22 protein-coding genes and 1 other RNA gene are annotated in these 20,729 nt (G+C 35.6%); 21 read left to right on the forward strand and 2 right to left on the reverse strand.

From position 1 onward, the window contains the following. From BLS98_RS10965 to BLS98_RS10985, 5 genes are all read left to right on the forward strand, one after another. The coding region (locus BLS98_RS10965; RefSeq protein ID WP_167356208.1) for a hypothetical protein at positions 1-485 on the forward strand (485 nt) is incomplete at its 5' end. A gap of 130 nt (positions 486-615) precedes the next feature. Then, positions 616-1,128 (forward strand): DUF421 domain-containing protein, encoded by a 513-nt coding sequence (locus BLS98_RS10970; protein ID WP_089736818.1) that lies wholly within the window; start codon positions 616-618, stop codon positions 1,126-1,128. Positions 1,129-1,132: 4 nt separating this feature from the next. Continuing rightward, a complete protein-coding gene (locus tag BLS98_RS10975) occupies positions 1,133-1,624 on the forward strand; it encodes a GNAT family N-acetyltransferase (RefSeq protein WP_089736417.1) in 492 nt (163 codons plus the stop codon). A 137-nt stretch (positions 1,625-1,761) separates the two neighbouring features. Continuing rightward, positions 1,762-1,908 carry a quinol oxidase subunit 4 gene (locus tag BLS98_RS10980; RefSeq protein ID WP_394331778.1) on the forward strand — a complete coding sequence of 49 codons (147 nt, stop codon included), beginning with the start codon at positions 1,762-1,764 and terminating at the stop codon, positions 1,906-1,908. An 84-nt stretch (positions 1,909-1,992) separates the two neighbouring features. Continuing rightward, positions 1,993-2,208 (forward strand): hypothetical protein, encoded by a 216-nt coding sequence (locus tag BLS98_RS10985; protein WP_089736421.1) that lies wholly within the window; start codon positions 1,993-1,995, stop codon positions 2,206-2,208. A 42-nt stretch (positions 2,209-2,250) separates the two neighbouring features. Here the strand turns inward: BLS98_RS10985 and BLS98_RS10990 are convergent, their stop codons facing one another. Continuing rightward, positions 2,251-2,565 (reverse strand): DUF4286 family protein, encoded by a 315-nt coding sequence (locus tag BLS98_RS10990; protein ID WP_089736423.1) that lies wholly within the window; start codon positions 2,563-2,565, stop codon positions 2,251-2,253. A gap of 148 nt (positions 2,566-2,713) precedes the next feature. Here BLS98_RS10990 and gyrA point away from each other — a divergent pair, with 148 nt between their 5' ends. The 6 genes from gyrA (at position 2,714) to BLS98_RS11020 (ending at position 9,680) form a co-directional block, all read left to right on the forward strand. Continuing rightward, positions 2,714-5,314, forward strand: coding sequence for a DNA gyrase subunit A (gyrA, locus tag BLS98_RS10995; RefSeq protein WP_089736425.1), 2,601 nt, complete (start codon positions 2,714-2,716; stop codon positions 5,312-5,314). A 27-nt stretch (positions 5,315-5,341) separates the two neighbouring features. Beyond that, positions 5,342-6,373: a tetratricopeptide repeat protein gene (locus BLS98_RS11000; protein WP_089736427.1), complete on the forward strand. Its 1,032-nt coding sequence runs from the start codon at positions 5,342-5,344 to the stop codon at positions 6,371-6,373. 173 nt (positions 6,374-6,546) lie between these two features. After that, positions 6,547-7,383: a 1,4-dihydroxy-2-naphthoyl-CoA synthase gene (locus BLS98_RS11005; RefSeq protein ID WP_045497172.1), complete on the forward strand. Its 837-nt coding sequence runs from the start codon at positions 6,547-6,549 to the stop codon at positions 7,381-7,383. 74 nt (positions 7,384-7,457) lie between these two features. Beyond that, positions 7,458-8,387 carry a 1,4-dihydroxy-2-naphthoate octaprenyltransferase gene (gene menA / locus BLS98_RS11010; protein WP_089736430.1) on the forward strand — a complete coding sequence of 310 codons (930 nt, stop codon included), beginning with the start codon at positions 7,458-7,460 and terminating at the stop codon, positions 8,385-8,387. A gap of 17 nt (positions 8,388-8,404) precedes the next feature. Then, positions 8,405-8,851, forward strand: a complete 447-nt coding sequence (locus BLS98_RS11015) for an SRPBCC family protein (RefSeq protein ID WP_089736432.1) — start codon at positions 8,405-8,407, stop codon at positions 8,849-8,851. Positions 8,852-8,993: 142 nt separating this feature from the next. Next, positions 8,994-9,680: a metal-dependent hydrolase gene (locus BLS98_RS11020; RefSeq protein WP_089736434.1), complete on the forward strand. Its 687-nt coding sequence runs from the start codon at positions 8,994-8,996 to the stop codon at positions 9,678-9,680. Between the two features lie 117 nt (positions 9,681-9,797). On the opposite strand, the gene ffs is transcribed toward BLS98_RS11020, so the two are convergent. Beyond that, positions 9,798-9,895: signal recognition particle sRNA small type (gene ffs / locus BLS98_RS11025), an RNA gene on the reverse strand. Positions 9,896-10,026: 131 nt separating this feature from the next. Here ffs and BLS98_RS11030 point away from each other — a divergent pair. The 10 genes from BLS98_RS11030 (at position 10,027) to BLS98_RS11085 (ending at position 20,705) form a co-directional block, all read left to right on the forward strand. Next, positions 10,027-10,629: a DUF4199 domain-containing protein gene (locus tag BLS98_RS11030; protein ID WP_089736819.1), complete on the forward strand. Its 603-nt coding sequence runs from the start codon at positions 10,027-10,029 to the stop codon at positions 10,627-10,629. A gap of 16 nt (positions 10,630-10,645) precedes the next feature. Beyond that, the gene (locus BLS98_RS11035; RefSeq protein WP_045497155.1) at positions 10,646-11,596 is read left to right on the forward strand and encodes a glycosyltransferase family 2 protein; all 951 of its coding nucleotides are present in this window, start codon (positions 10,646-10,648) and stop codon (positions 11,594-11,596) included. A gap of 398 nt (positions 11,597-11,994) precedes the next feature. Beyond that, complete coding sequence (locus tag BLS98_RS11045; protein ID WP_089736438.1) at positions 11,995-12,696, forward strand: GIN domain-containing protein; 702 nt, start codon at positions 11,995-11,997, stop codon at positions 12,694-12,696. Positions 12,697-12,869: 173 nt separating this feature from the next. After that, a complete protein-coding gene (locus BLS98_RS11050; RefSeq protein WP_089736440.1) occupies positions 12,870-13,226 on the forward strand; it encodes a four helix bundle protein in 357 nt (118 codons plus the stop codon). Between the two features lie 254 nt (positions 13,227-13,480). Continuing rightward, positions 13,481-15,196: a phospho-sugar mutase gene (locus BLS98_RS11055; RefSeq protein WP_089736442.1), complete on the forward strand. Its 1,716-nt coding sequence runs from the start codon at positions 13,481-13,483 to the stop codon at positions 15,194-15,196. An 18-nt stretch (positions 15,197-15,214) separates the two neighbouring features. Next, positions 15,215-16,111, forward strand: a complete 897-nt coding sequence (locus BLS98_RS11060; RefSeq protein ID WP_089736444.1) for a hypothetical protein — start codon at positions 15,215-15,217, stop codon at positions 16,109-16,111. A 27-nt stretch (positions 16,112-16,138) separates the two neighbouring features. Then, positions 16,139-17,392, forward strand: coding sequence for a pyridoxal phosphate-dependent aminotransferase (locus tag BLS98_RS11065; protein ID WP_089736446.1), 1,254 nt, complete (start codon positions 16,139-16,141; stop codon positions 17,390-17,392). A 354-nt stretch (positions 17,393-17,746) separates the two neighbouring features. Next, complete coding sequence (locus BLS98_RS11070) at positions 17,747-18,736, forward strand: phosphatase PAP2 family protein (RefSeq protein WP_089736448.1); 990 nt, start codon at positions 17,747-17,749, stop codon at positions 18,734-18,736. A 239-nt stretch (positions 18,737-18,975) separates the two neighbouring features. Beyond that, positions 18,976-19,698, forward strand: a complete 723-nt coding sequence (gene kdsB / locus BLS98_RS11075; protein ID WP_089736450.1) for a 3-deoxy-manno-octulosonate cytidylyltransferase — start codon at positions 18,976-18,978, stop codon at positions 19,696-19,698. A 341-nt stretch (positions 19,699-20,039) separates the two neighbouring features. After that, on the forward strand, positions 20,040-20,705 hold the full coding sequence (locus tag BLS98_RS11085; RefSeq protein WP_089736454.1) for a histidine kinase: 666 nt from the start codon (positions 20,040-20,042) through the stop codon (positions 20,703-20,705). The last annotated feature ends 24 nt before the right edge of the window (positions 20,706-20,729 follow it).

Here is a 20,729-nt window from a genome sequence, read left to right on the forward strand (position 1 = left end):
CAGTTACAGCTTTTTCAAAAGACGGTAGTTATATATTTCTAAATGAGAATCAATTTATTATTCCTTACAAGGATTGGTTATCTAATCATATTACGGACGGTGTGAAAGAAGGCAAGCTGCCTGTTCATACAGTAGTTCAATGGATCTCAGAAGATGATAAGCAATGGTATAAAGGAGAGATTGTTTTCCCTGTTGATTTTCAAAATACTTTTGAGTCATTTTATAAAAAGAATAAAAATGTTCATATTGTGTATGTGATGGATAAGTTGAATCCTTCTGGAAATTATACGTTTGGAACAATATGGTTACAAGGTTCCACTTCAAAAGAACGTATTATGAAGTTTCGATTAGCCAAGCTTAATAATGAAACTAGAAAATATGATGTTTCAAAATACACTCTTCCCAAAGGCTTTGTAGTTCCGAAATGGGAAGGTAGAATTCTTCTTCAAAAGCCAACAGATTTTGAATATTGGCAGGAAGAATAATATGATCCTATTTTGTAAAATATACTCTTTGTTGTTAACGAAGGAGCTATGCACACAATCTTCCATAACCAAAGAAATACTTTTCTCATCAATACCAAAAAATCAATACATTTGAATAGATAAAAAAATGATGGATCCTATTCTCAATGTTGCGGTTCGTTCCCTTTGCGTTTACCTTTTTATGGTAATTGCTATTCGTTTATTTGGTAAAAACCAGCTTTCCCAGCTCAATGCCGGAGATGTTGTTCTGCTGCTATTGATTTCTAATGCGGTTCAGAATGCAATGGTTGGGCCGGATACTTCGCTGCAGGGCGGTATTGTGGCAGCTTTGGTATTATTTGCGGCCAACTTCATTTTGAAGAGACTCATGTTTTCCAATCGTTCCTTTGAATCCTTTATGCAGGATGAACCCGTTATTTTAATAAGAGATGGAGTTGCAGATCAAACAGCCCTAAATCGGGTGAAAATTACAGAAAATGAACTGGAGGAAGCGATAAGAGAACATGGTATAGAAAATATCAAAGATGTCAAATTATCGGTATTAGAAGTAGATGGGAATATCAGTGTGGTCTCTCAGGATGAGAAAAGTAAACAAACCCATTATACAAGAATAAAAAGAAAATACAAAAGAAAATATCATTAATCCTATGAATTACGAATTAAGAGAAATGCTTCCCAATGACGAAGCTAGAGTGCTGGAAATCTTCAGACAGGGGGTAGAAGGCGGCATTGCTACTTTGGAAACAGAAGTTCCTACAGCAGAAGCCTGGAGTATGGAATATTTCAATGACTGCCGTTGGGTATTGGAAAACGAAAATAATGAAGTAGTAGGATGGTGTGCTTTAAAACCTGTAAGCAAAAGAGAAGCTTTTAAAGGAGTAGCAGAAGTAAGCATTTATTTCGATAATGAATATCAAGGCAAAGGATTGGGTTCGGTACTGCTTAAAAAGATCATTTTGGATAGCGAAGACCACGGATTCTGGACATTGCAGACCAATATCTTCTCCGAAAATGAAATGGCCATCAAATCTCATCAGAAAAACGGCTTCAGAGTAGTAGGTGTTCGCAAAAAAATAGGAAAACTCAACGGTGAATGGAAAGACCTTGTTCTGATGGAGAAACGAAGCGAAATTGTTTGATGAGTAATGAGGTTGCAAAAGTGATGCATCGCAAACCTTAAACGCTTTGGCCTGAACCTTGTTATAAGTCTTTCATTAAGTTAGAAAAAGTAGAAATAATGAAAAGTATGATTAAAATCACAGGGGCTCTTATTGTAATGTTGATGATGACCTCATGTGTAGTCCATGACCATGGCAATGGAAATGGGCCTAAAAAGATTCCGCCGGGACAAGCTAAAAAAATATATGGTGGAAGTGCAAAAGATTATGCCCCAGGACAGGTTAAAAAGAGAGGGGGTTATTAAAAAAGGGGTAATACTAGAAATTAGATAACTTTTTTTGGCACTAACCTTGATATATTTCGCTTCTAAGTTTGAAAAAGTGAAATAATGAAAAGTATGTTGAAAATTGCAGCAGCAGGTGTGATAGCCATTGCGTTATCATCCTGTGTTGTTCATGAGAGAAGAGGAATGCCGCCTGGTCATGCAAAAAGAGGGTATGGTGGAAGTACAAGATATTATGCACCCGGGCACGTCAAAAAAGTATATATCTATGACGATCGGGGGCATCATCACCGAGGCCGTGGTCACAGACATCACAGATAAAATAAAAAAGCACTGAGAATTTCAGTGCTTTTGTTTTGTATATTACAGTCTAGATTTTTTCGGGTTCAGAAGCGTATCGAAGATCAATACTTCTTGCCCGAATTGATTTTCAATTCGTTCCGCTATATTTTTCAATTCGCTTTCAAGAAAATCATTTCTCAGTTCATCATTATCAAAAATCAGAAGAAGATTGTAATTCTTTCCTTCATCAATATAATCGCTGTGAACTTCAGATAAGATGTACTGGTTAACATCCATCAGATTTTCAGTCATTAAAATCAGGGTTTCATCAATATAATTTTCCCATTCTTCCAGATTATTTTTCGTACAGTGGAAAGTTATACTTAATACGCTCATATTTTAAGAATTTTTAAGATTTTGTGGATAAATTCTAGGGCAAAAATCGGCATTTTTTTCGTAAATTAGCCCGTTAATAAAAATTCAAAATAAATAATTTTCAGACTTCCAGCTAAGGGTCTGACTATCATTATAATAAAATTTGTTTATGCAAAAAGAAGGAGAAAGACTAATTCCTATCAACATTGTTGATGAAATGAAGTCATCTTATATCGATTATTCGATGTCTGTTATCGTTTCAAGAGCGCTACCGGATGTAAGAGATGGCTTGAAACCCGTTCATAGAAGAGTACTTTACGGTATGTATGGACTAGGGGTTTTTTCGAATAGAAAATATTTAAAATCTGCGAGAATTGTTGGGGATGTTTTGGGTAAATATCACCCGCACGGAGACTCCTCTGTATATGACGCGATGGTGAGAATGGCTCAGGAATGGAGTTTACGTTATCCTCAGGTTGATGGACAAGGTAACTTTGGTTCCATGGATGGTGACCCGCCGGCAGCAATGCGTTACACCGAAGCAAGACTGAAAAAAATCTCTGATGAGGTTCTTTCTGACCTTGACAAAGAAACGGTTGACTTCCAGAATAACTTCGATGATAGTATGCAGGAACCAACTGTAATGCCTACTAAAGTTCCTAACCTTTTGGTAAATGGAGCTTCAGGTATTGCTGTAGGGATGGCAACAAACATGGCACCACACAACCTGTCTGAAGCAATAAATGCGATTTGTGCTTATATTGATAATAGAGAAATTACGATCGATGAGCTGATGCAGCATATCATTGCTCCGGATTTCCCTACAGGAGGTATTATTTATGGATACGACGGAGTAAGAGATGCATTCCATACCGGTAGAGGTAGAGTAGTTCTTAGAGCGAAAGTTAACTTTGAAGAAATCGGAAACAGAAATGCTATTATCGTAACAGAAGTTCCTTATCAGGTAAACAAGGCGGAAATGATCGCCAGAACTGCGGAACTTGTTAAGGATGAGAAAATTCCTGGTATCCACGAAATCAGAGACGAATCAGACAGAAACGGACTTCGTGTTGTTTATGAATTGAAAAACGATGCGATTCCAAATGTAGTTCTGAATCTTTTATATAAATATACAGCACTTCAGACTTCTTTCAGCGTTAATAATATTGCGCTAGTACACGGAAGACCTGAACAGTTGAACCTTAAGGATATTATCCATCACTTTGTTGAGCACAGACATGAAGTAATTGTAAGAAGAACTCAGTTTGAGCTTAAAAAAGCAAAAGAAAGAGCACACATCCTTGAAGGTTTCATGAAGGTAATTGGAACTCAGGATTCTTTAGATAAAGCAATTTCAATTATCCGTCATAGTGCTAACCCTCAGGCGGCGAAAGAAGGCTTGATCGAAGCATTCGAACTTTCAGAAATTCAAGCTCAGGCAATTCTGGATCTTAGATTAGCTCGTTTAACAGGAATGGAGCTTGATAAGATCCGTGATGAGTACGATGCTATTATGAAAGAGATCGCTAATTTGGAAGATATCTTAGCTAATGAGCCAAGAAGATTCCAAATCATTAAAGATGAATTGATCGAAATCAAAGAAAAATACGGAGACGAAAGAAGAACTGAAATTGATTACTCGGGAGGAGAAATGTCTATTGAAGATATCATTCCGAACGAATCTGTAGTTCTTACGATTTCTCACGCAGGATATGTGAAGAGAACTTCGCTTTCTGAATACAAAATTCAAAGTAGAGGTGGTGTAGGAAACAAAGCAGCTACAACAAGGGATTCCGACTTCCTTGAATATATTGTATCGGCAACCAACCACCAATACATGTTGTTCTTTACTGAAAAAGGAAGATGTTACTGGTTAAGAGTATTTGAAATTCCTGAAGGCTCGAAAACAGCAAAAGGAAGAGCGGTACAAAACCTTATCAACATTGAACCGGATGATAAGATCAAAGCATATATCAGAACTAACAACTTAAAAGACTCTGAATATGTAAACCAAATGAGCGTAGTGATGGTAACTAAAAACGGTACAATCAAGAAAACATCATTGGAAGCTTATTCAAGACCAAGAGTAAATGGGGTAAATGCTATCGAAATTAGAGATAATGACCAATTATTAGGCGCTTACCTTACTAATGGTACTTCTCAGATCATGATTGCTACCAAAAATGGTAAGTGTATCCGTTTCCCTGAAGAAAAAGTAAGAGAAGTAGGTAGAGGTTCTATTGGAGTTCGTGGTATTGCCATGGAAGACAATGATGAAGCTATTGGTATGATTGTTGTGAATGATGTGGAGAACGAAACAGTTCTTGTAGTATCTGAAAAAGGATATGGTAAGAGAACTGCAGTAGAAGACTATAGAATTACGAACAGAGGAGGAAAAGGAGTTATCACCCTAAACATTACCGAAAAAACAGGAAATCTGATTGCTATTCAAAATGTAACAGACGAAGATGGATTGATGATTATCAATAAATCCGGTGTTGCTATCAGAATGGGAATGGATGAAATGAGAGTGATGGGTAGAAATACACAAGGGGTAAAACTAATCAATCTTAAGAAGAATGACGAAATTGCAGCTATTGCAAAAGTAGAAATGGATAAAGATGTAGAAGAAGATTCTGAAGAGATTGAAGGAGCGGAAGACGTTGAAGGAGAAGTTCAGGAAGGAATGGAGTCTTTATTTGATAACCTTGAAAATGATAATGCAGCACCTCAGGATGAGGAAAATGAGAATTCTGATTCTGAAGAATAAATGTACAATTAATATAAAATAGTTATTATGAAGAAACTAATTTTAGGTATGGCTATCGTAGCGTCTGCTTTTGCATTTGGACAGAAAGGAGATGTAAATGCTCAGCTTCAGACTGCTAACAAAGCAGCTATGGATGCATATAATGCAAAAAATTATGCAGTTGCAGCACCTAAGTTTGTAGAAATTTACGACTTATTGAAAGCCAACGGCCAGGATAACAAGATATATATGTATTATGCAGGACTTAGTCATGCATTAGCCAACAATAGTGATCCGGCTATTAAAATATATACAGACCTTGTGAATTCTGGATTTACAGGAGTAGAAACTACTTATACTGCTAAAGAAAAAAAGAGCGGTCAGGTAGTAAATTTAGATAAAGCTAGTTGGGAGCTGATGAAAAAGAATTCTGAGTATTCAGATTTCAAAACAGAACAGTCTGCAGGAGTAGAAGTAGATTTATACGAAACTTTATCTTTATTGCTTCTTAATGCTAAAAAAGCAAATGAAGCTCTTGTAATCATCGAAAAAGGGTTAGCTAAATATCCAAATAATGCTAAGTTGAAAGAAAGCCAGACTACAGCTTACCTTCAGTCTGGAAATATGGATAAATTCGTTACTAATTTGAAAGAGCAGTTAGCGAAGAATCCTAATGATGCAACAAACTGGTATAACCTTGGAGTAATGCAGGCAAAAACGCCGGCTACAGTTAATGATGCTTTAGAATCATTCAAAAAAGCAATTGAGCTTAAGCCAGATTTTGCAAGCGCTTATCAGAACCTTGTATACACTACCATTGGAGATGACTCTAAAATTGTAGCTGATATCAATGCAATGAGAAAAGATAAGCCGGATGAAGCTTCTAAATTAATTGATGCAAGAAGAGAAAGATTTGCAAAAGCTTTACCATTTGCGGAAAGCTGGTATAAAGTAGATCCTAAAAATATTGATGCAGTAAGCACATTGAAGGAGATTTACGTGGTAACTAAAAATCTGGATAAAGTGAAAGAAATGAAAGCTAAAGAAGCTGAGCTAAGTGCAGCTGCACCAGCAAAATAATCATTTTATATCTTAATAATAAAAAGCCGAAACAGAAATGTTTCGGCTTTTATTTTTTGCGAAAATATCATCTATTCCTTATTATCCATTGCTCATTATTTATCAATTACTGTATAAATTTCATCCCTAGAAATTCTCTGTAATTCCGTATCTTTGAGAAAAATTTTACCAAAATGATCGAGTGGAAAACCGCTAAGGAATACGAAGATATTACCTATAAAAAATGCAATGGTGTAGCAAGAATCGCTTTCAACAGACCGGAAGTGCGTAATGCTTTCAGACCAAAGACAACTTCAGAATTATACGATGCTTTTTATGATGCCTCTGAAGACCCTTCAATAGGCGTTGTTTTACTTTCAGGAGAAGGGCCAAGCCCTAAAGACGGAGGTTGGGCTTTTTGCAGTGGTGGAGACCAAAAAGCAAGAGGTCATCAGGGATATGTAGGAGAAGATGGAAGACACCGTTTAAATATTCTTGAAGTTCAACGTTTGATCCGTTTCATGCCGAAGGTAGTTATCGCTGTAGTTCCGGGATGGGCTGTAGGTGGTGGACACTCACTTCATGTGGTTTGCGATCTTACTTTAGCAAGTGAAGAACACGCCATTTTTAAGCAAACCGATGCTGATGTAACAAGTTTTGACGGTGGTTATGGATCTGCTTACCTGGCAAAAATGGTAGGACAGAAAAAAGCTCGTGAAATATTCTTTTTAGGAAGAAACTATTCCGCTCAGGAAGCTTTCGAAATGGGAATGGTAAACAAAGTAGTGCCTCATGCAGAATTAGAAGACACAGCTTACGAATGGGCTCAGGAAATCTTAGGAAAATCTCCAATGTCTATCAGAATGCTGAAATTTGCAATGAACCTTACAGACGACGGAATGGTGGGGCAGCAGGTATTTGCAGGAGAAGCAACTCGTTTAGCGTATATGACAGAAGAAGCTCAGGAAGGTAGAAATGCATTCTTAGAAAAGAGAAAACCGAACTTCGGAGACGATAAGTGGATATCATAACATTAGTAATGAGTAATAAGTAATGAGCAATCTTTTTCATTACTTATTACCCATTGCTCATTACTTATAAATTTATGACTGATTGGATAAAAGCCGCAAGGCTCAGAACTTTACCGCTGTCATTAAGCGGAATTATTATGGGAGCTTTCATTGCAAAATGGAGACTTTACAGAGAAGGAGGAATTTGGGATTGGAAAATCTTTGCACTGGCACTTTTAGTAACGCTTTTGTATCAGATTTTATCAAACTATGCCAATGATTATGGCGATGGGGTAAAAGGGACTGATGCGAAGAGAATCAATGAAGCAGAAGCAAGAGCGGTGGCTTCAGGAAAAATTACAGCTAAGCAAATGAAAAATGCTGTCATTCTTTTCTCAGTATTGTCTTTTGTGGCTACCATTGCTTTGTTATACGTAGCTTTCATTCCAGAATATATGAATGAATTCTACATTTTCATAGGTTTGGGAGTAGCATGTATTTTGGCAGCAATCGGATATACAGTAGGGAAGAAGCCTTACGGGTATATGGGATTGGGAGATATCTTTGTATTTATTTTCTTCGGATTGGTTTCTGTATGTGGAAGTTATTTCCTGTTTACAAAAACATTCAGCTGGGATATGCTATTGCCGGGAACTGCAGTAGGGATGATGAGCATGGCTGTTTTAAACCTGAACAATATGAGAGATATTGAAAGTGATAAATTATCAGGAAAAAACAGTTTTGCATTGAGAATCGGATTCAAAAATGCAATGATCTATGAAATGATCCTGTTACAGCTTCCTCTGGTATTAATCCTTATCTTTTTAGGAGTGAACGGATTTATACAGCAGCAAAATTACTATGTGTTCATCGTAATGATCCTGTTGTTCCCATTGTCAAAACTGAGAAGAAACATAATGTCAGTAAAAGAACCGAAAGAATTAGATCAATATTTAAAGCAGGTTGGAATAATGACGTTTATTATGGCTATTCTTACGGCAGCCGGACTTAATTTATTTAACTAAATCTAAAATATTATATCATGAGTTCCAATGTCTATGTTGAAGTACAAATGCTTATCAGAAAACCAATTGAAGATGTTTTTGAAGCATTTATCAATCCTGAAGTAACCACTAATTTCTGGTTTACAAAATCTACCGGAAAATTAGAAGAAGGGAAAACAGTAACCTGGGAATGGGAAATGTATGGCGTGAAAAACGTTGTAAACGTTCATCAGATTAATCCGAACCAACTGATTAAAACAGAATGGGGTGAACCTTCAGTAAACGTAGACTATGAATTTAAAACTATGGAAAATGGAACTCTTGTTGTCATTAAGAGCTATGGCTTCACCCAAACAGGTGAAGATCTCTTGAGACAGGTTAATGATAATACAGGCGGTTTTACAACGGTTTTAGACGGTTGTAAAGCTTATCTGGAGCATGGAATCAATCTGAGACTTATTGAAGATAAATTTCCATCGAAATAATTAGATTGAATAAACAGCGCTTTGCGTTTTAAAGAAACACAGATGACACGAATGCTTTCACGAATATCGCTAATCTCATAGTACTATTTGTGAAATTATTTGAGTCATTTGTGTTTAATACTATTTGAAAATTAAATTTACAATGAAAATACAATTTTTAGGACAAAATTGTTTTCTGTTCACGTACAAGGACAAAACAATTTTAAGTGACCCTTTTTACAATTACAAAAAAGCGGAATCAGGTTTTGATATTACCGCTCAAAAAATCGATTACATCCTGTTGACCCATGCTCATGGAGATCATATTGCAGATGTAGCAGAAGTATTACAGCATTATCCTGAAGCAACCGTAATTGGTGTGCCTGAAGTATGCGGATACTTTACACAGGCTAAAAATAGAGACGATGTGAACCTAGGAGGATCAGCAAAAATCGACGATCTTAAAATTTCAATGGTTCCGGCTCACCACACAAGTTCTTTCCCGGATGGAAGCTACGGTGGCGTTCCTGTAGGGTATATTTTCAGACTTCCTGAAGGTAAAAACATCTATTTGGCTGGAGATACAGGAGTAATGGCAGATATGGAGCTATTCCCAAGATTATACGGGAATATTGATCTTTCTATCCTTCCTATCGGGAGTCACTACACCATGTGTCCAAGAAAAGCGTCTTTTGCAGCAGCAGAATTATTAAAAACTCCAAAAGTAATCGGATGTCACTTTGATACTTTCCCTGCTATTGAAATCAATCACGAAAGTGCGCTAAAACATTTTGCAGATAAAAATGTAGAACTTGTTTTACCAAAACTAGGGGAGACCTTCGAATTTTAATCAACAATAAGAAAGAGGTAAACTAAAAATTAGAAAAAATGGAAATGATGCGTAAGGTATTAAAAACAAAAAAAGATAATTATCAAATTACCTCTCTTCTCACTTTAAACCAAAAAAAAATGGCAAGCTACCTAAATCACACCGCTACGACCAATTACCTTTGCTGCGTTCCCACCCTGGAGGATTCTCAGGAGCTGGTTGTTTAGGACTTGCCGTTGCAAAGGTAGGAAATATTTGTAAACTTCAAAACTTTATTAAAGAAAATTTGTCGAAAAAATGCAGTAGTAGAGCTAATCAGCTGACATTTAGAGGGATAATTTTTCAACTTTTTTCTAAAAATTTTAACATGACGAAAAGTCCATCAACATTAGGAATTATACTTTTTATTGCTACAATGATCGTTTTCTTTGTAGTATATACTTTTTTCTCAGGAATCAATTATTTTGACATCTCACTGAAAGCCAATGCTTTTGTGTTGCCTCTTCTATATGCGGGAGCCGCATTCTGGTCTGTAAAAATCTATTGGAACAACCATAGAGTGGTAACTTTTAAAGAAGCTTTCAAAAGAGCATTCGTTCCAATGTTCATTGGAGGAATTCTTTCGATTTTCAGTATTTATGCTTTTTTAAACTTTGCAGATACGGATGCGAAAAAGCTTTTGAACTATCAATATGTTCAAAGACAGAAGTCGGAATTGGATACAGAATATACTTCTGCGAGAAAAATTTTAAAGCATCAAAAAGATATTGACGAGCTGGATCAGAAGTATAATGAAAGGGTTCAAAGCTTTAGCCCGGAGGCTGTAAAAGGAAAAGATATGCTTACCGCAAGTCATTTTTCAGGATATTTTGCAGCAATTCTTATATTTTACGTAGTTTTGTCGGTGTTTTTCGGAGCATTTTTCAGAACAAGAAGTGTCTATCAACCCGAAGAAACAAATCAAGACTAATTTTTATTAAAATTAAATGAACTTATCTATAGTTATTCCGTTACTGAACGAAGAAGACTCTCTGGAAGAGCTTTTTTCAAGAATTGATAAAGTCTGCCAAACCAGTAATTTATCTTATGAAATCTGGTTTGTAGATGATGGAAGTACGGATTTGTCGTGGAGTATTATTGAGAACTTAAAAGTACAGTATCCTCAGATCCACGCTATTAAATTTTCCCGAAATTATGGGAAATCTCAGGCGCTTCATGCCGCTTTTGAAAGAACAAACGGAGATGTGGTAATTACCATGGATGCCGACTTACAGGACTTTCCGGAAGAAATCCCGGAACTGTATAATATGGTAATTCATGACAATTATGATATTGTTTCCGGTTGGAAGAAGAAGCGTTTTGATAATGTAATGACCAAAAATATCCCGTCAAAATTATTCAATGCAGCAGCCCGAAAAGTTTCAGGAGTTTATCTTCATGACTTTAACTGCGGTTTGAAAGCTTACAAAAGGCAGGTGGTAAAATCTGTAGATGTGTATGGAGATATGCACCGTTACATTCCGGTATTGGCTGCCAATGCAGGTTTCAGAAGAATTACAGAGAAAGAAGTACAGCATCAGGCAAGACCTTACGGAACTTCAAAATTCGGAACAGAAAGATTTGTAAGAGGATTTTTGGACCTGGTTACCCTTTGGTTTGTAAGTCGTTTTGGAGGAAGGCCTATGCATTTCTTTGGAGCGGTAGGAACTTTAATGTTTATCTTCGGTTTCCTTTCGGCACTTTGGCTGGGAATATCAAAACTGATTGATGTAGCCAGAGGAATTTACGGCCATTTAATCACAAATAATCCTTGGTTCTATATTGCTTTAACCATGATGATTATGGGAACATTACTGTTTGTAGCAGGATTCCTGGGAGAAATGATTATCAGGACAAACCGTGAGCATAAGAACTATAATATTGATGAAGTGATATAATATTAATCAATATACTTTAATCAATTGTAGATAAATATAAATATCTCAGGAAGTCTAGATCTTTCTGAGATATTTTTTTATATCTTAAATTTTTTCATCTTAGAAGATCATTGTAATGGAAGTATGATTGACTATTTAACATGATAATTTAAGAATCAGTAATCTTGATTATTTTAGTTGATATTTTAATATTTGATCTGATAAAAAGTTCAGGAAAATATAAAAAACTCTTGTTCCCAAAAAGCAAAAAATTGAAAATTATCAGGTATTTTATTGTCAAAAGACAAAGATTTTTAGAAATTTTAATCCTATTTTTGTTAAAAGATATTCTTGAAAGCCCGGGAAACTTTCAAGAAAGCAGATCATAATGATCATCAGTAGAATATTTAAAATTAAATATGAAAAAAGTACTTTACACATTAATGTTGGTTGCAGTAGTTTCCTGTGGAAAAGTTTCTCCAAAAGGAAATATTGAAAAGAAAGATGTGGACGTTCCGGAATTTGTTAATCTGGATCTTAACGGGAAATTCCGTGTATTTTATGCCAGAGGAGAAAAGAACTTTGTGGAAATAGAAACCTATCCTAATGTTGCCAATAATCTGGATGTAGATGTAAAAGATAAAACCCTTTTCATCAACGAAAAGAGGGGAACAAAAGGCGTAGATTTTTACAATGTAACCATCTATTCAAAATATAACCTTGAAAAAGTAGCTGTTTCAGACTCAGTGGAAGTAAATATTTCCAGCGAAATTAAAACCGATAATTTCAGACTGAATATGAAAAATAATGCAAGCTTCATGGGATCTGTCAACACAAGAAGGGCAGAAGTGGAAATGCATAACAGAAGCCGTGCTAACTTTTTAGGATTGTCCAAAGATGCAGTGATAAAGATCTCTGATACAGCAAGTCTCATTGCTCCTTACTGGAAAATCACCAATCTGAATATAGATTCCAAAAACGGAAACTATGCAGAAGTGAATGTAAAAGATTCTCTAAAAGGAAATATTCAGAACACAGCAAAATTGATCTACTATAATGATCCAATCAGAGCCTTTAAAGTAGAGAAGACTACAAAAGTTGAGAATAAGAAATTAGATTAGAAGGCTGGAAGATGGGAGCCGGAAGCTGGAAGTAATTTTAGCTTACCGAACTTGAATTTCACTTTTTAATTAAATAAAGTATAGAATAATAAGATAAATGGCAGAAGTTTGAACTTTGGGATGTAAGATCTTCCAATTCCCAGCTTCCCACTTCCAGCCTAAAAAATTAAAACATGAGCTTCAAATTTGAGAAACTGGTGATCTGGCAGAAATCGATGGATTTTGGAGAACAGGTTTTTAATCTGTCTCAATGTTTTCCAAAAGATGAAGTATTTAATCTTACCTCACAAATAAGAAGAGCAACGGATTCTATAGCTTTGAATATTTCTGAAGGCAGTATTTTACAGTCAAAATTAGAATTTAGAAAATTTTTAGGATACGCAATCCGCTCTTTAGCAGAAACAGTAACCTGCTTATATAAAGCAAAAAATAGAAAGTATATTACAGAAGTAGAATTTGATAAAATTTATATTGAAAGTTATAATCTAATGAATCAAATTATAGCTTTTAGAAATCAGATAAAAGATTAAAAGGCTGGAAGATGGGAGCCGGAAGCTGGAAGTAATTTTAGTTTACCGAACTTGAATTTCACTTTTTAATTAAATAAAGTATAGAATAATAAGATAAATGGCAGAAGTTTGAACTTTGGGATATAAGATTTTCCAACTCCCAGCTTCTCTCTTCCAGCCTAAAAAAATAGAATAATAAATCAAAAGCTGAATGGCTAAACTGGGACAAAAAACACCTCCCTCTTCCAGCCTCCAGCTTCCAAACTAAACTAAATATGAACACATTAGAAAAAGCGAAACTTTGGTTAAATGAGACCTTCGATGCAGAAACGAGAAATGCTGTACAGGCGTTAATCGACAGTAATTCTCCAGATTTAGAGGATTCTTTCTACAGAGAGCTGGAATTTGGAACAGGAGGAATGCGTGGGATTATGGGAGTAGGAACCAACCGCTTAAATAAATATACATTAGGACAGGCCACTCAGGGATTAGCTAACTATATGCTAGAGCAGTTCAAAGGAGAGGAAATCAAAGTAGCCATTGCTTATGACGTTCGTCACAATTCTAAAGAATTCGGAAAACTGGTAGCAGATGTTTTAACAGCAAACGGAATTAAAGTTTTGCTTTTCAAAGATCACAGACCAACTCCTGAACTTTCTTTCACTGTTCGTGATAAAAAATGTAACGGAGGAATCGTATTAACGGCTTCTCACAATCCACCTGAATATAACGGATACAAAGTATATTGGAATGACGGAGCACAGATTGTTCCACCAAATGATGAGGCTATTATCAAAGAAGTATATTCTGTAAAATTTGAAGAAATCAAATTCAACGGAAATGATGATCTGATCGAATGGGTAGGAGAAGAGCAGGATGATGTTTACATAGATGCATGTATTGAAAATTCCACTTACCAGAATGAAGGAAAAGGAAACTTAAATATTGTTTTCACTTCTATCCACGGAACCACTTATACTACAATTCCTAAAGCTTTAGCTAAAGCAGGTTTCAAAAAAGTAGACCTTGTTAAAGAACAGATGATTCCAAGTGGAAATTTCCCTACAGTAGCATCTCCAAACCCGGAAGAACCGGCAGCGTTGGAAATGGCTATGGATCTTGCAAAAATCACTAATGCAGACATCGTTATCGGAACAGATCCGGATGGTGACAGATTAGGAATTGCCGTAAGAAACCTTGATGGTGAAATGCAATTGTTGAACGGAAACCAAACCAATACTATCCTTACGTATTATATACTGAACGAATGGAGAAAGCAAGGAAGAATTACCGGAAAAGAATTCATTGGTTCTACCATCGTTACTTCAGACATTTTCTATGATATTGCACAGAAATTCGGTGTTGAATGCAAAGTGGGTCTTACGGGATTCAAATGGATCGGAAAAATGATCCGTGAAGCAGAAGGAACTCAGAAATTTGTGTGTGGTGGAGAAGAAAGTTTCGGTTTCATGACCGGAGATTTTGTTCGTGATAAAGACTCTTGTGGAAGTATCCTTCTGGCTTGTGAAATTGCTGCTTGGTGTAAAGCTAACGGTAAAACGATGTATCAGTACATGATCGAGATCTATGAAGATTTGGGAATGTATTTTGAAGGATTAATCAATATTGTTAGAAAAGGAAGACAAGGTGCTGAGGAAATCCAGGATATGATGAAAAACTTCCGTGAAAACCCACCAAAAGAATTGGCAGGTTCATTAGTGGAAGAAGTAAAAGACTTTAAAGAACAGACAAGTCTTACCATTTCATCAGGAGAGAAAAAAGTAATGAACGAAATTCCACAGTCTAACGTATTAATTTACTATACGCAGGATGGAACTAAAGTTTGTGTAAGACCTTCAGGAACAGAACCAAAAATTAAATTCTATGTTTCAGTAAAAGACTCTATCTCTTCTGAAGCAGACTTTAAAGATAAACTGAAATCATTGGAAGCTAAAATTCAGGCTGTTAAAACAGATTTAAAACTGGATTAATTATCTGATAAAGCAACCATGATAAAAAAAATTATAGCAGTGTGTATACTGTCTGTAGCTGTAGTTTCCTGTAAAAAGGAAACTGCGGTTTCTGATGTAAAACCTGCAAAAGACTCAATCGCTAAAAACGAAACCAAAGAGGATCAGTACAAACCCATTGATACAGCGTGTTCTTCAAATAATAAAACAGAAGATTATATTACAGCTTTGCAATGGTATCGTACCAAAATAGACAAAGAGATTGCAGGAAATAATCCGGAGCAAAACAATAAAGTGTATGAAGATTATGTGAAAATCAGAGATAAATACACGGATTGTTTGAATGATTCTCAAACTGAGATCCTCGACAAATATGTTGATTATCATACAGGACCGGATACCTATAATCTGCCAGATAACATAAAGAAAATGGCTGCTGAATTGAATAAAGCAGGCCTTGAATTCCGCGTGATGGGAGAAGGGCTTACAGAAATTCATTCATTGCCTGGCTATTATGAGTCTGTTTTCAAGAATAAAGTAACGCCTGATTATGCTGCCTATATCTCACAGATGGCAAAAGATAATAAGGAAAACTATGCTGTGAACGGTGGACTTTTAATTACTTGGGAAGAATTGGGAGACCGATTGATCGAGTGGGAGAATTTTATCAATAAATATCCTAAAAGCTCACTGATAAAGAAAGCAAAAGATAATTATCACAACTACTTACTGGATTACCTTCTGGGAATGGACAGTGATAGGATATATGATAGTGAAGAAAGGAAAATTTATGATGATAAAAGAGAAGCATATAATGCACTCATCAAAAAAAATCCAAACTCTACTACTGCAAAAAAAACTAAAGAACTAATAGCCGCCTATGATTCCCAGATACCTGTGGATCAGATAGAAGACAAAATTAATCTGAGAAGATAATATTAGTAAATTTTAAATAAGAATAAAGTGAAAGTTTCAAAATTAGCAGCGAACCTGATCGGTTCTGAAATTGTAAAAATTGGTAACGAAGTAAATGATCTAAAAGCAAAAGGTGCAGAAATTGCCAATCTTACTATTGGTGACCTGAATTCTAATATCTATCCTATTCCGGCACTGCTGAAGGAAGAAATTCAGAAAGCCTATCAGAATAATCTGACAAACTATCCACCTGCGAACGGACTTTTATCTTTAAGAAAAGAAGTTTCCAAAGACTTGAAAAACAGATGGAACCTGGATTATTCTCCAAACGATATTTTGATTACAGCAGGATCAAGACCTTTGATTTATGCAGTATATAAAACCATCGTAGACGAAGGGGATAAAATTGTATATCCAACACCATCATGGAATAACAATCATTACGCTTACCTTACTTCTGCCAATGCCGTAGAAGTAAAAACAAAGCCTGAAACAAACTTCCTTCCAACAGCAGACGATTTAAGACCTCATTTGGACGGTGCTGTTTTGTTAGCACTTTGTTCACCATTAAACCCAACAGGAACAATGTTCACAAGAGAGCAGCTTTCTGAAATCTGTGAATTGGTGATTGCTGAAAACAAAAAAAGAGGAGCAGATGAAAAACCGTTATACCTAATGTATGATCAGATCTATTCTAACCTTACTTTTGGTGCAGAACATGTAGATCCAGTTTCTCTTTTCCCTGAAATGAAAGAATATACAGTGTACATTGACGGTATTTCAAAATGCTTAGCAGCAACAGGAGTACGTGTAGGATGGGGATTCGGGCCTGCTCATATTATTGATAAAATGAAGGCTCTTCTTACACACGTAGGAGCTTGGGCACCAAAACCAGAGCAGGAAGCTACTGCGAAATTCTATGAAAACCCTGAAAATGTAAACGTATTCGTAGAGGATTTCAAAGGTAAATTAGAAGAAAGCTTAAAAGTTCTTCACGGTGGTGTTCAGGAGCTTAAAGCAAAAGGACTAGCGGTAGACAGTATTGAACCAATGGGAGCTCTTTACCTTACCATCAAATTAGACTATATTGGAAAAACAAAACCTGATGGAGCTGTTATTGAAAACTCTTCAGACCTTGTATTCTACTTAATCAATGAGGCAGGAGTGGCTTTAGTTCCATTCTCAGCATTCGGGGAAGACAAATCTGAACCTTGGTTCCGTGCTTCCGTTGGAGGATTAGCTGTTGATGAGATCAAAGTAATGCTTCCAAAGCTAGAAGCTGCTTTGAATAATCTGAAGTAATTAAGCTTACTTAATTGATAAATGTACCAGTGTACCAGTTTACCAATTTTCATATTGGTGAATATTGTTACACTGGTACATTGTTATATTGATACATTATAAAAATGTCACGCTGAGCGGAGTCGAAGCGTTTTTAATGCTATAATCCATGCAGCTTTCTACTCATTTCTCTATATTTTCCGGATCTACGGAATCATTTTTCTGATTAATTATATAAACTAACGCATGGTTGTTATTTTATAAAAAAATTAAATAAATATTAAAAATTAAACAAACATTTTGTACTACAGTCAACAAGGAATTACCTTTGGGGCTTTTATAAGCTAAGAATAAACAGGGTTGAAAACAACAACGATGAAAAAATTGAGATTTTTGCTACTGCCAATGTCTATATTGGTATGTTCACAGGAGGTGGATACATTGCAGGTAAAGGAATTATCATCCGTAGCACCGGATTTACCCAAAGTGCAGACTTATACTTTAAAAGATGGTTCTTTGCGAACATATCCAAAACCTAAACTGCTGGATTTTGTAACTAAGCTTCCCCGAAATTTTATTGATACCAATAAAGATTTTGTAGCAAAAGATCATGCCTACTATTTGGGAGGAGCTGTTGCTTCAACATTAATCCTTCTGCCTTTTGACCAGAAATTAATTGATAACTCAAGAGAGCTGGGAGAAAGATGGGGAATGGATAAGGATAACAATTATACCAAACTAGGCGGTGTTTTCAAAATTCCTAAAGATATCGGATCTACATTATACCTTATAGGAAATGGTTCTACATTGGTGTTATTAGGAATAGGTTTTGGAACCTATGGTTTAATTAAAAATGACTACAGAGCACAGGCAACAGCCAGTGGATTAATGGAAAGTTTAATCCTTTCCGGAGTTTTCACCCAAACCATCAAAAGAATCACCGGAAGAGAAAGCCCGTTTATAGCAGAAGCAAATGGCAATAAAGGTGGAGCATGGAATCCTTTTCCAAGTTTTTCAGCCTTTGGTAAAAATACCTCAAACTATGATGCAATGCCATCAGGACACTTAACAACCTTTATGGCCGGGATCACTGTAATTGCAGATAACTATCCTGATGCACGATGGATAAAACCTGTAGGATATACATTAGCGGGAGCTTTATGTTTTCAGATGATGCAGAGTAAAGTTCACTGGGCTTCAGATTATCCATTAGCATTATTAATGGGATATTTCATAGGAAAAACAATATCAAAAAGCAGATATACAACCTCAGAGGGCACCATAGGAAAAACAAAATATAAATTCGACCTTATGGCATCCCGCCAATGGGAATACAATATGGTAGGGGTAAAGCTATCTTTTTAATATACAGACTCATTTAAATAAAAATCTATACCCGATTCCCACATCTTCATTGAAGATGTGGGAATTTTGTTTTTTGTAGGATATATAAATTACACAATTTAATAGTGAAATTGGGCATAATACCACATTTTATAGAACAAACTAAAATAGTTTTCACTATTTTTGATCTGAATAAGCTATATCATTCACTTTTTTGCTGGTGAAGATCGCTTGAAAAGACTTAATTAATATTGTACTGAATGAAAATAATCGCTGTTATCCCTGCACGCTATGAAGCCAGCCGTTTTCCTGGAAAACTGATGCAGATATTGGGAGAAAAAACCGTTATTACCACCACTTACCAAAATGTAGTGGAGACCGGACTGTTTGATGAAGTATTTGTAGCAACAGATTCTGAAATCATCTTGGATGAAATCGTTAAGAATGGCGGAAAAGCCGTAATGACAGGGCAGCACGAAACAGGAAGCGACCGTATTGCGGAAGCCGTACAAAACATAGATTGTGACATCGTTATTAATGTTCAGGGAGACGAACCTTTCCTTAAACTGGAACCTTTGAAGCAGCTAATTGAGGTTTTTAAACAAGATGATCAACAGGAAATTTCCCTGGCTTCCCTAAAAATAAAGCTATCAGAAAAAGAAGAAATTGAAAACCCAAATAACGTAAAAGTAATTACGGATAATAACGGTTTTGCCCTATATTTCAGTCGCTCTGCAATTCCTTTCCATAGAGAAGTTTCCTATGATGTGAGCTACTTTAAACATATTGGAGTATATGCCTTCAGAAAAGAAGCTTTATTACAGTTTTCAAAACTGGAAATGAAACCATTGGAAATATCCGAAAAAATAGAATGCATCCGCTACTTGGAATATGGAATGAAAATCAAAATGATAGAAACCAATTTCGTGGGAGTAGGAATTGATACCCCGGAAGACCTTGAAAAAGCAAGGAAGTTAATCTAATTTGCAAATGAGATAATTTGAGAATGGAGTAATTCCAATTTTACTTTCTCCGCCTTTTTGCTTTTTATCCCAATTCCCCTTATATTTGAATTGATAAATAAGTCTTTTGATAAAATTCTTATTTTTAATAGCCTTATTGTAAGGTATTGTTTTGAAGTATCAGAACTGTAACTTATAAATTTGAAAAATAAAATATTATATCTTACAAAAGCGTTAGGTTTTAAAGAAGAGCTGGAACTGATTTTTAAAATATATAAATGGAAATCTGGTTTCTCAACATAAAAAAGCAAGCCAGACTTGATTTTTAGACCTTCTTTAAATAACTATTTTAATAAAATTAAATGAAAAAAATAATATATTTAGTCCTTTTTACGGTTACAAGTTCATTGTATTATGGCCAAACTGCAAAGGAAATTATAGATAAAAATATTGAATTATCGGGAGGTTTAACCAACTGGAAACTTTTAAACTCCGTTTTGCTGCAAGGGAAAGTGGTATTGGGAATCAAAGATGAGTATCCTATAAAAATTTACCAGCAGCGTCCCAATCTTACCAAAACGATCATCGTAATCGAGGGAAAAGAAACTGCAATTGAAGGTTTTGACGGAAATAAAGGCTATGCGATGAACTACGCAGCCAATAAACTTCAGGTATATCCGGAGTATGTACCGGAAAGTTTTGATAACGATTTTATTGACTGGGAAAATAAAGGTTTTGATGCCAAATACCTTGGAAAGGAAAAAGTAGGCGAGATCTATTGCCATAAAGTGGAACTTACCAAGAACGTGAATAAGAATATGTATTATTTTGATACCAAAACGTATATGCTTTTGAAGGAAATTAAAAAAGATGAAACCTTAGTATATTCCGATTATAAAAAAGTAGGAACCCTTACCATGCCTTTTAGAATAGAATCTTCAAGTACTAAAAAAGATGGTGATTACGTGATGCTTCTTAACAGGGTTGACATCAATAAAGTTTTTCCGGCTAATATTTTTAAGTTTTAATTCATCTGCAGTTCAGGCTGCATA

It is taken from the genome of Chryseobacterium jejuense, from assembly GCF_900100075.1.
Taxonomy (GTDB): Bacteria; Bacteroidota; Bacteroidia; order Flavobacteriales; family Weeksellaceae; genus Chryseobacterium; species Chryseobacterium jejuense.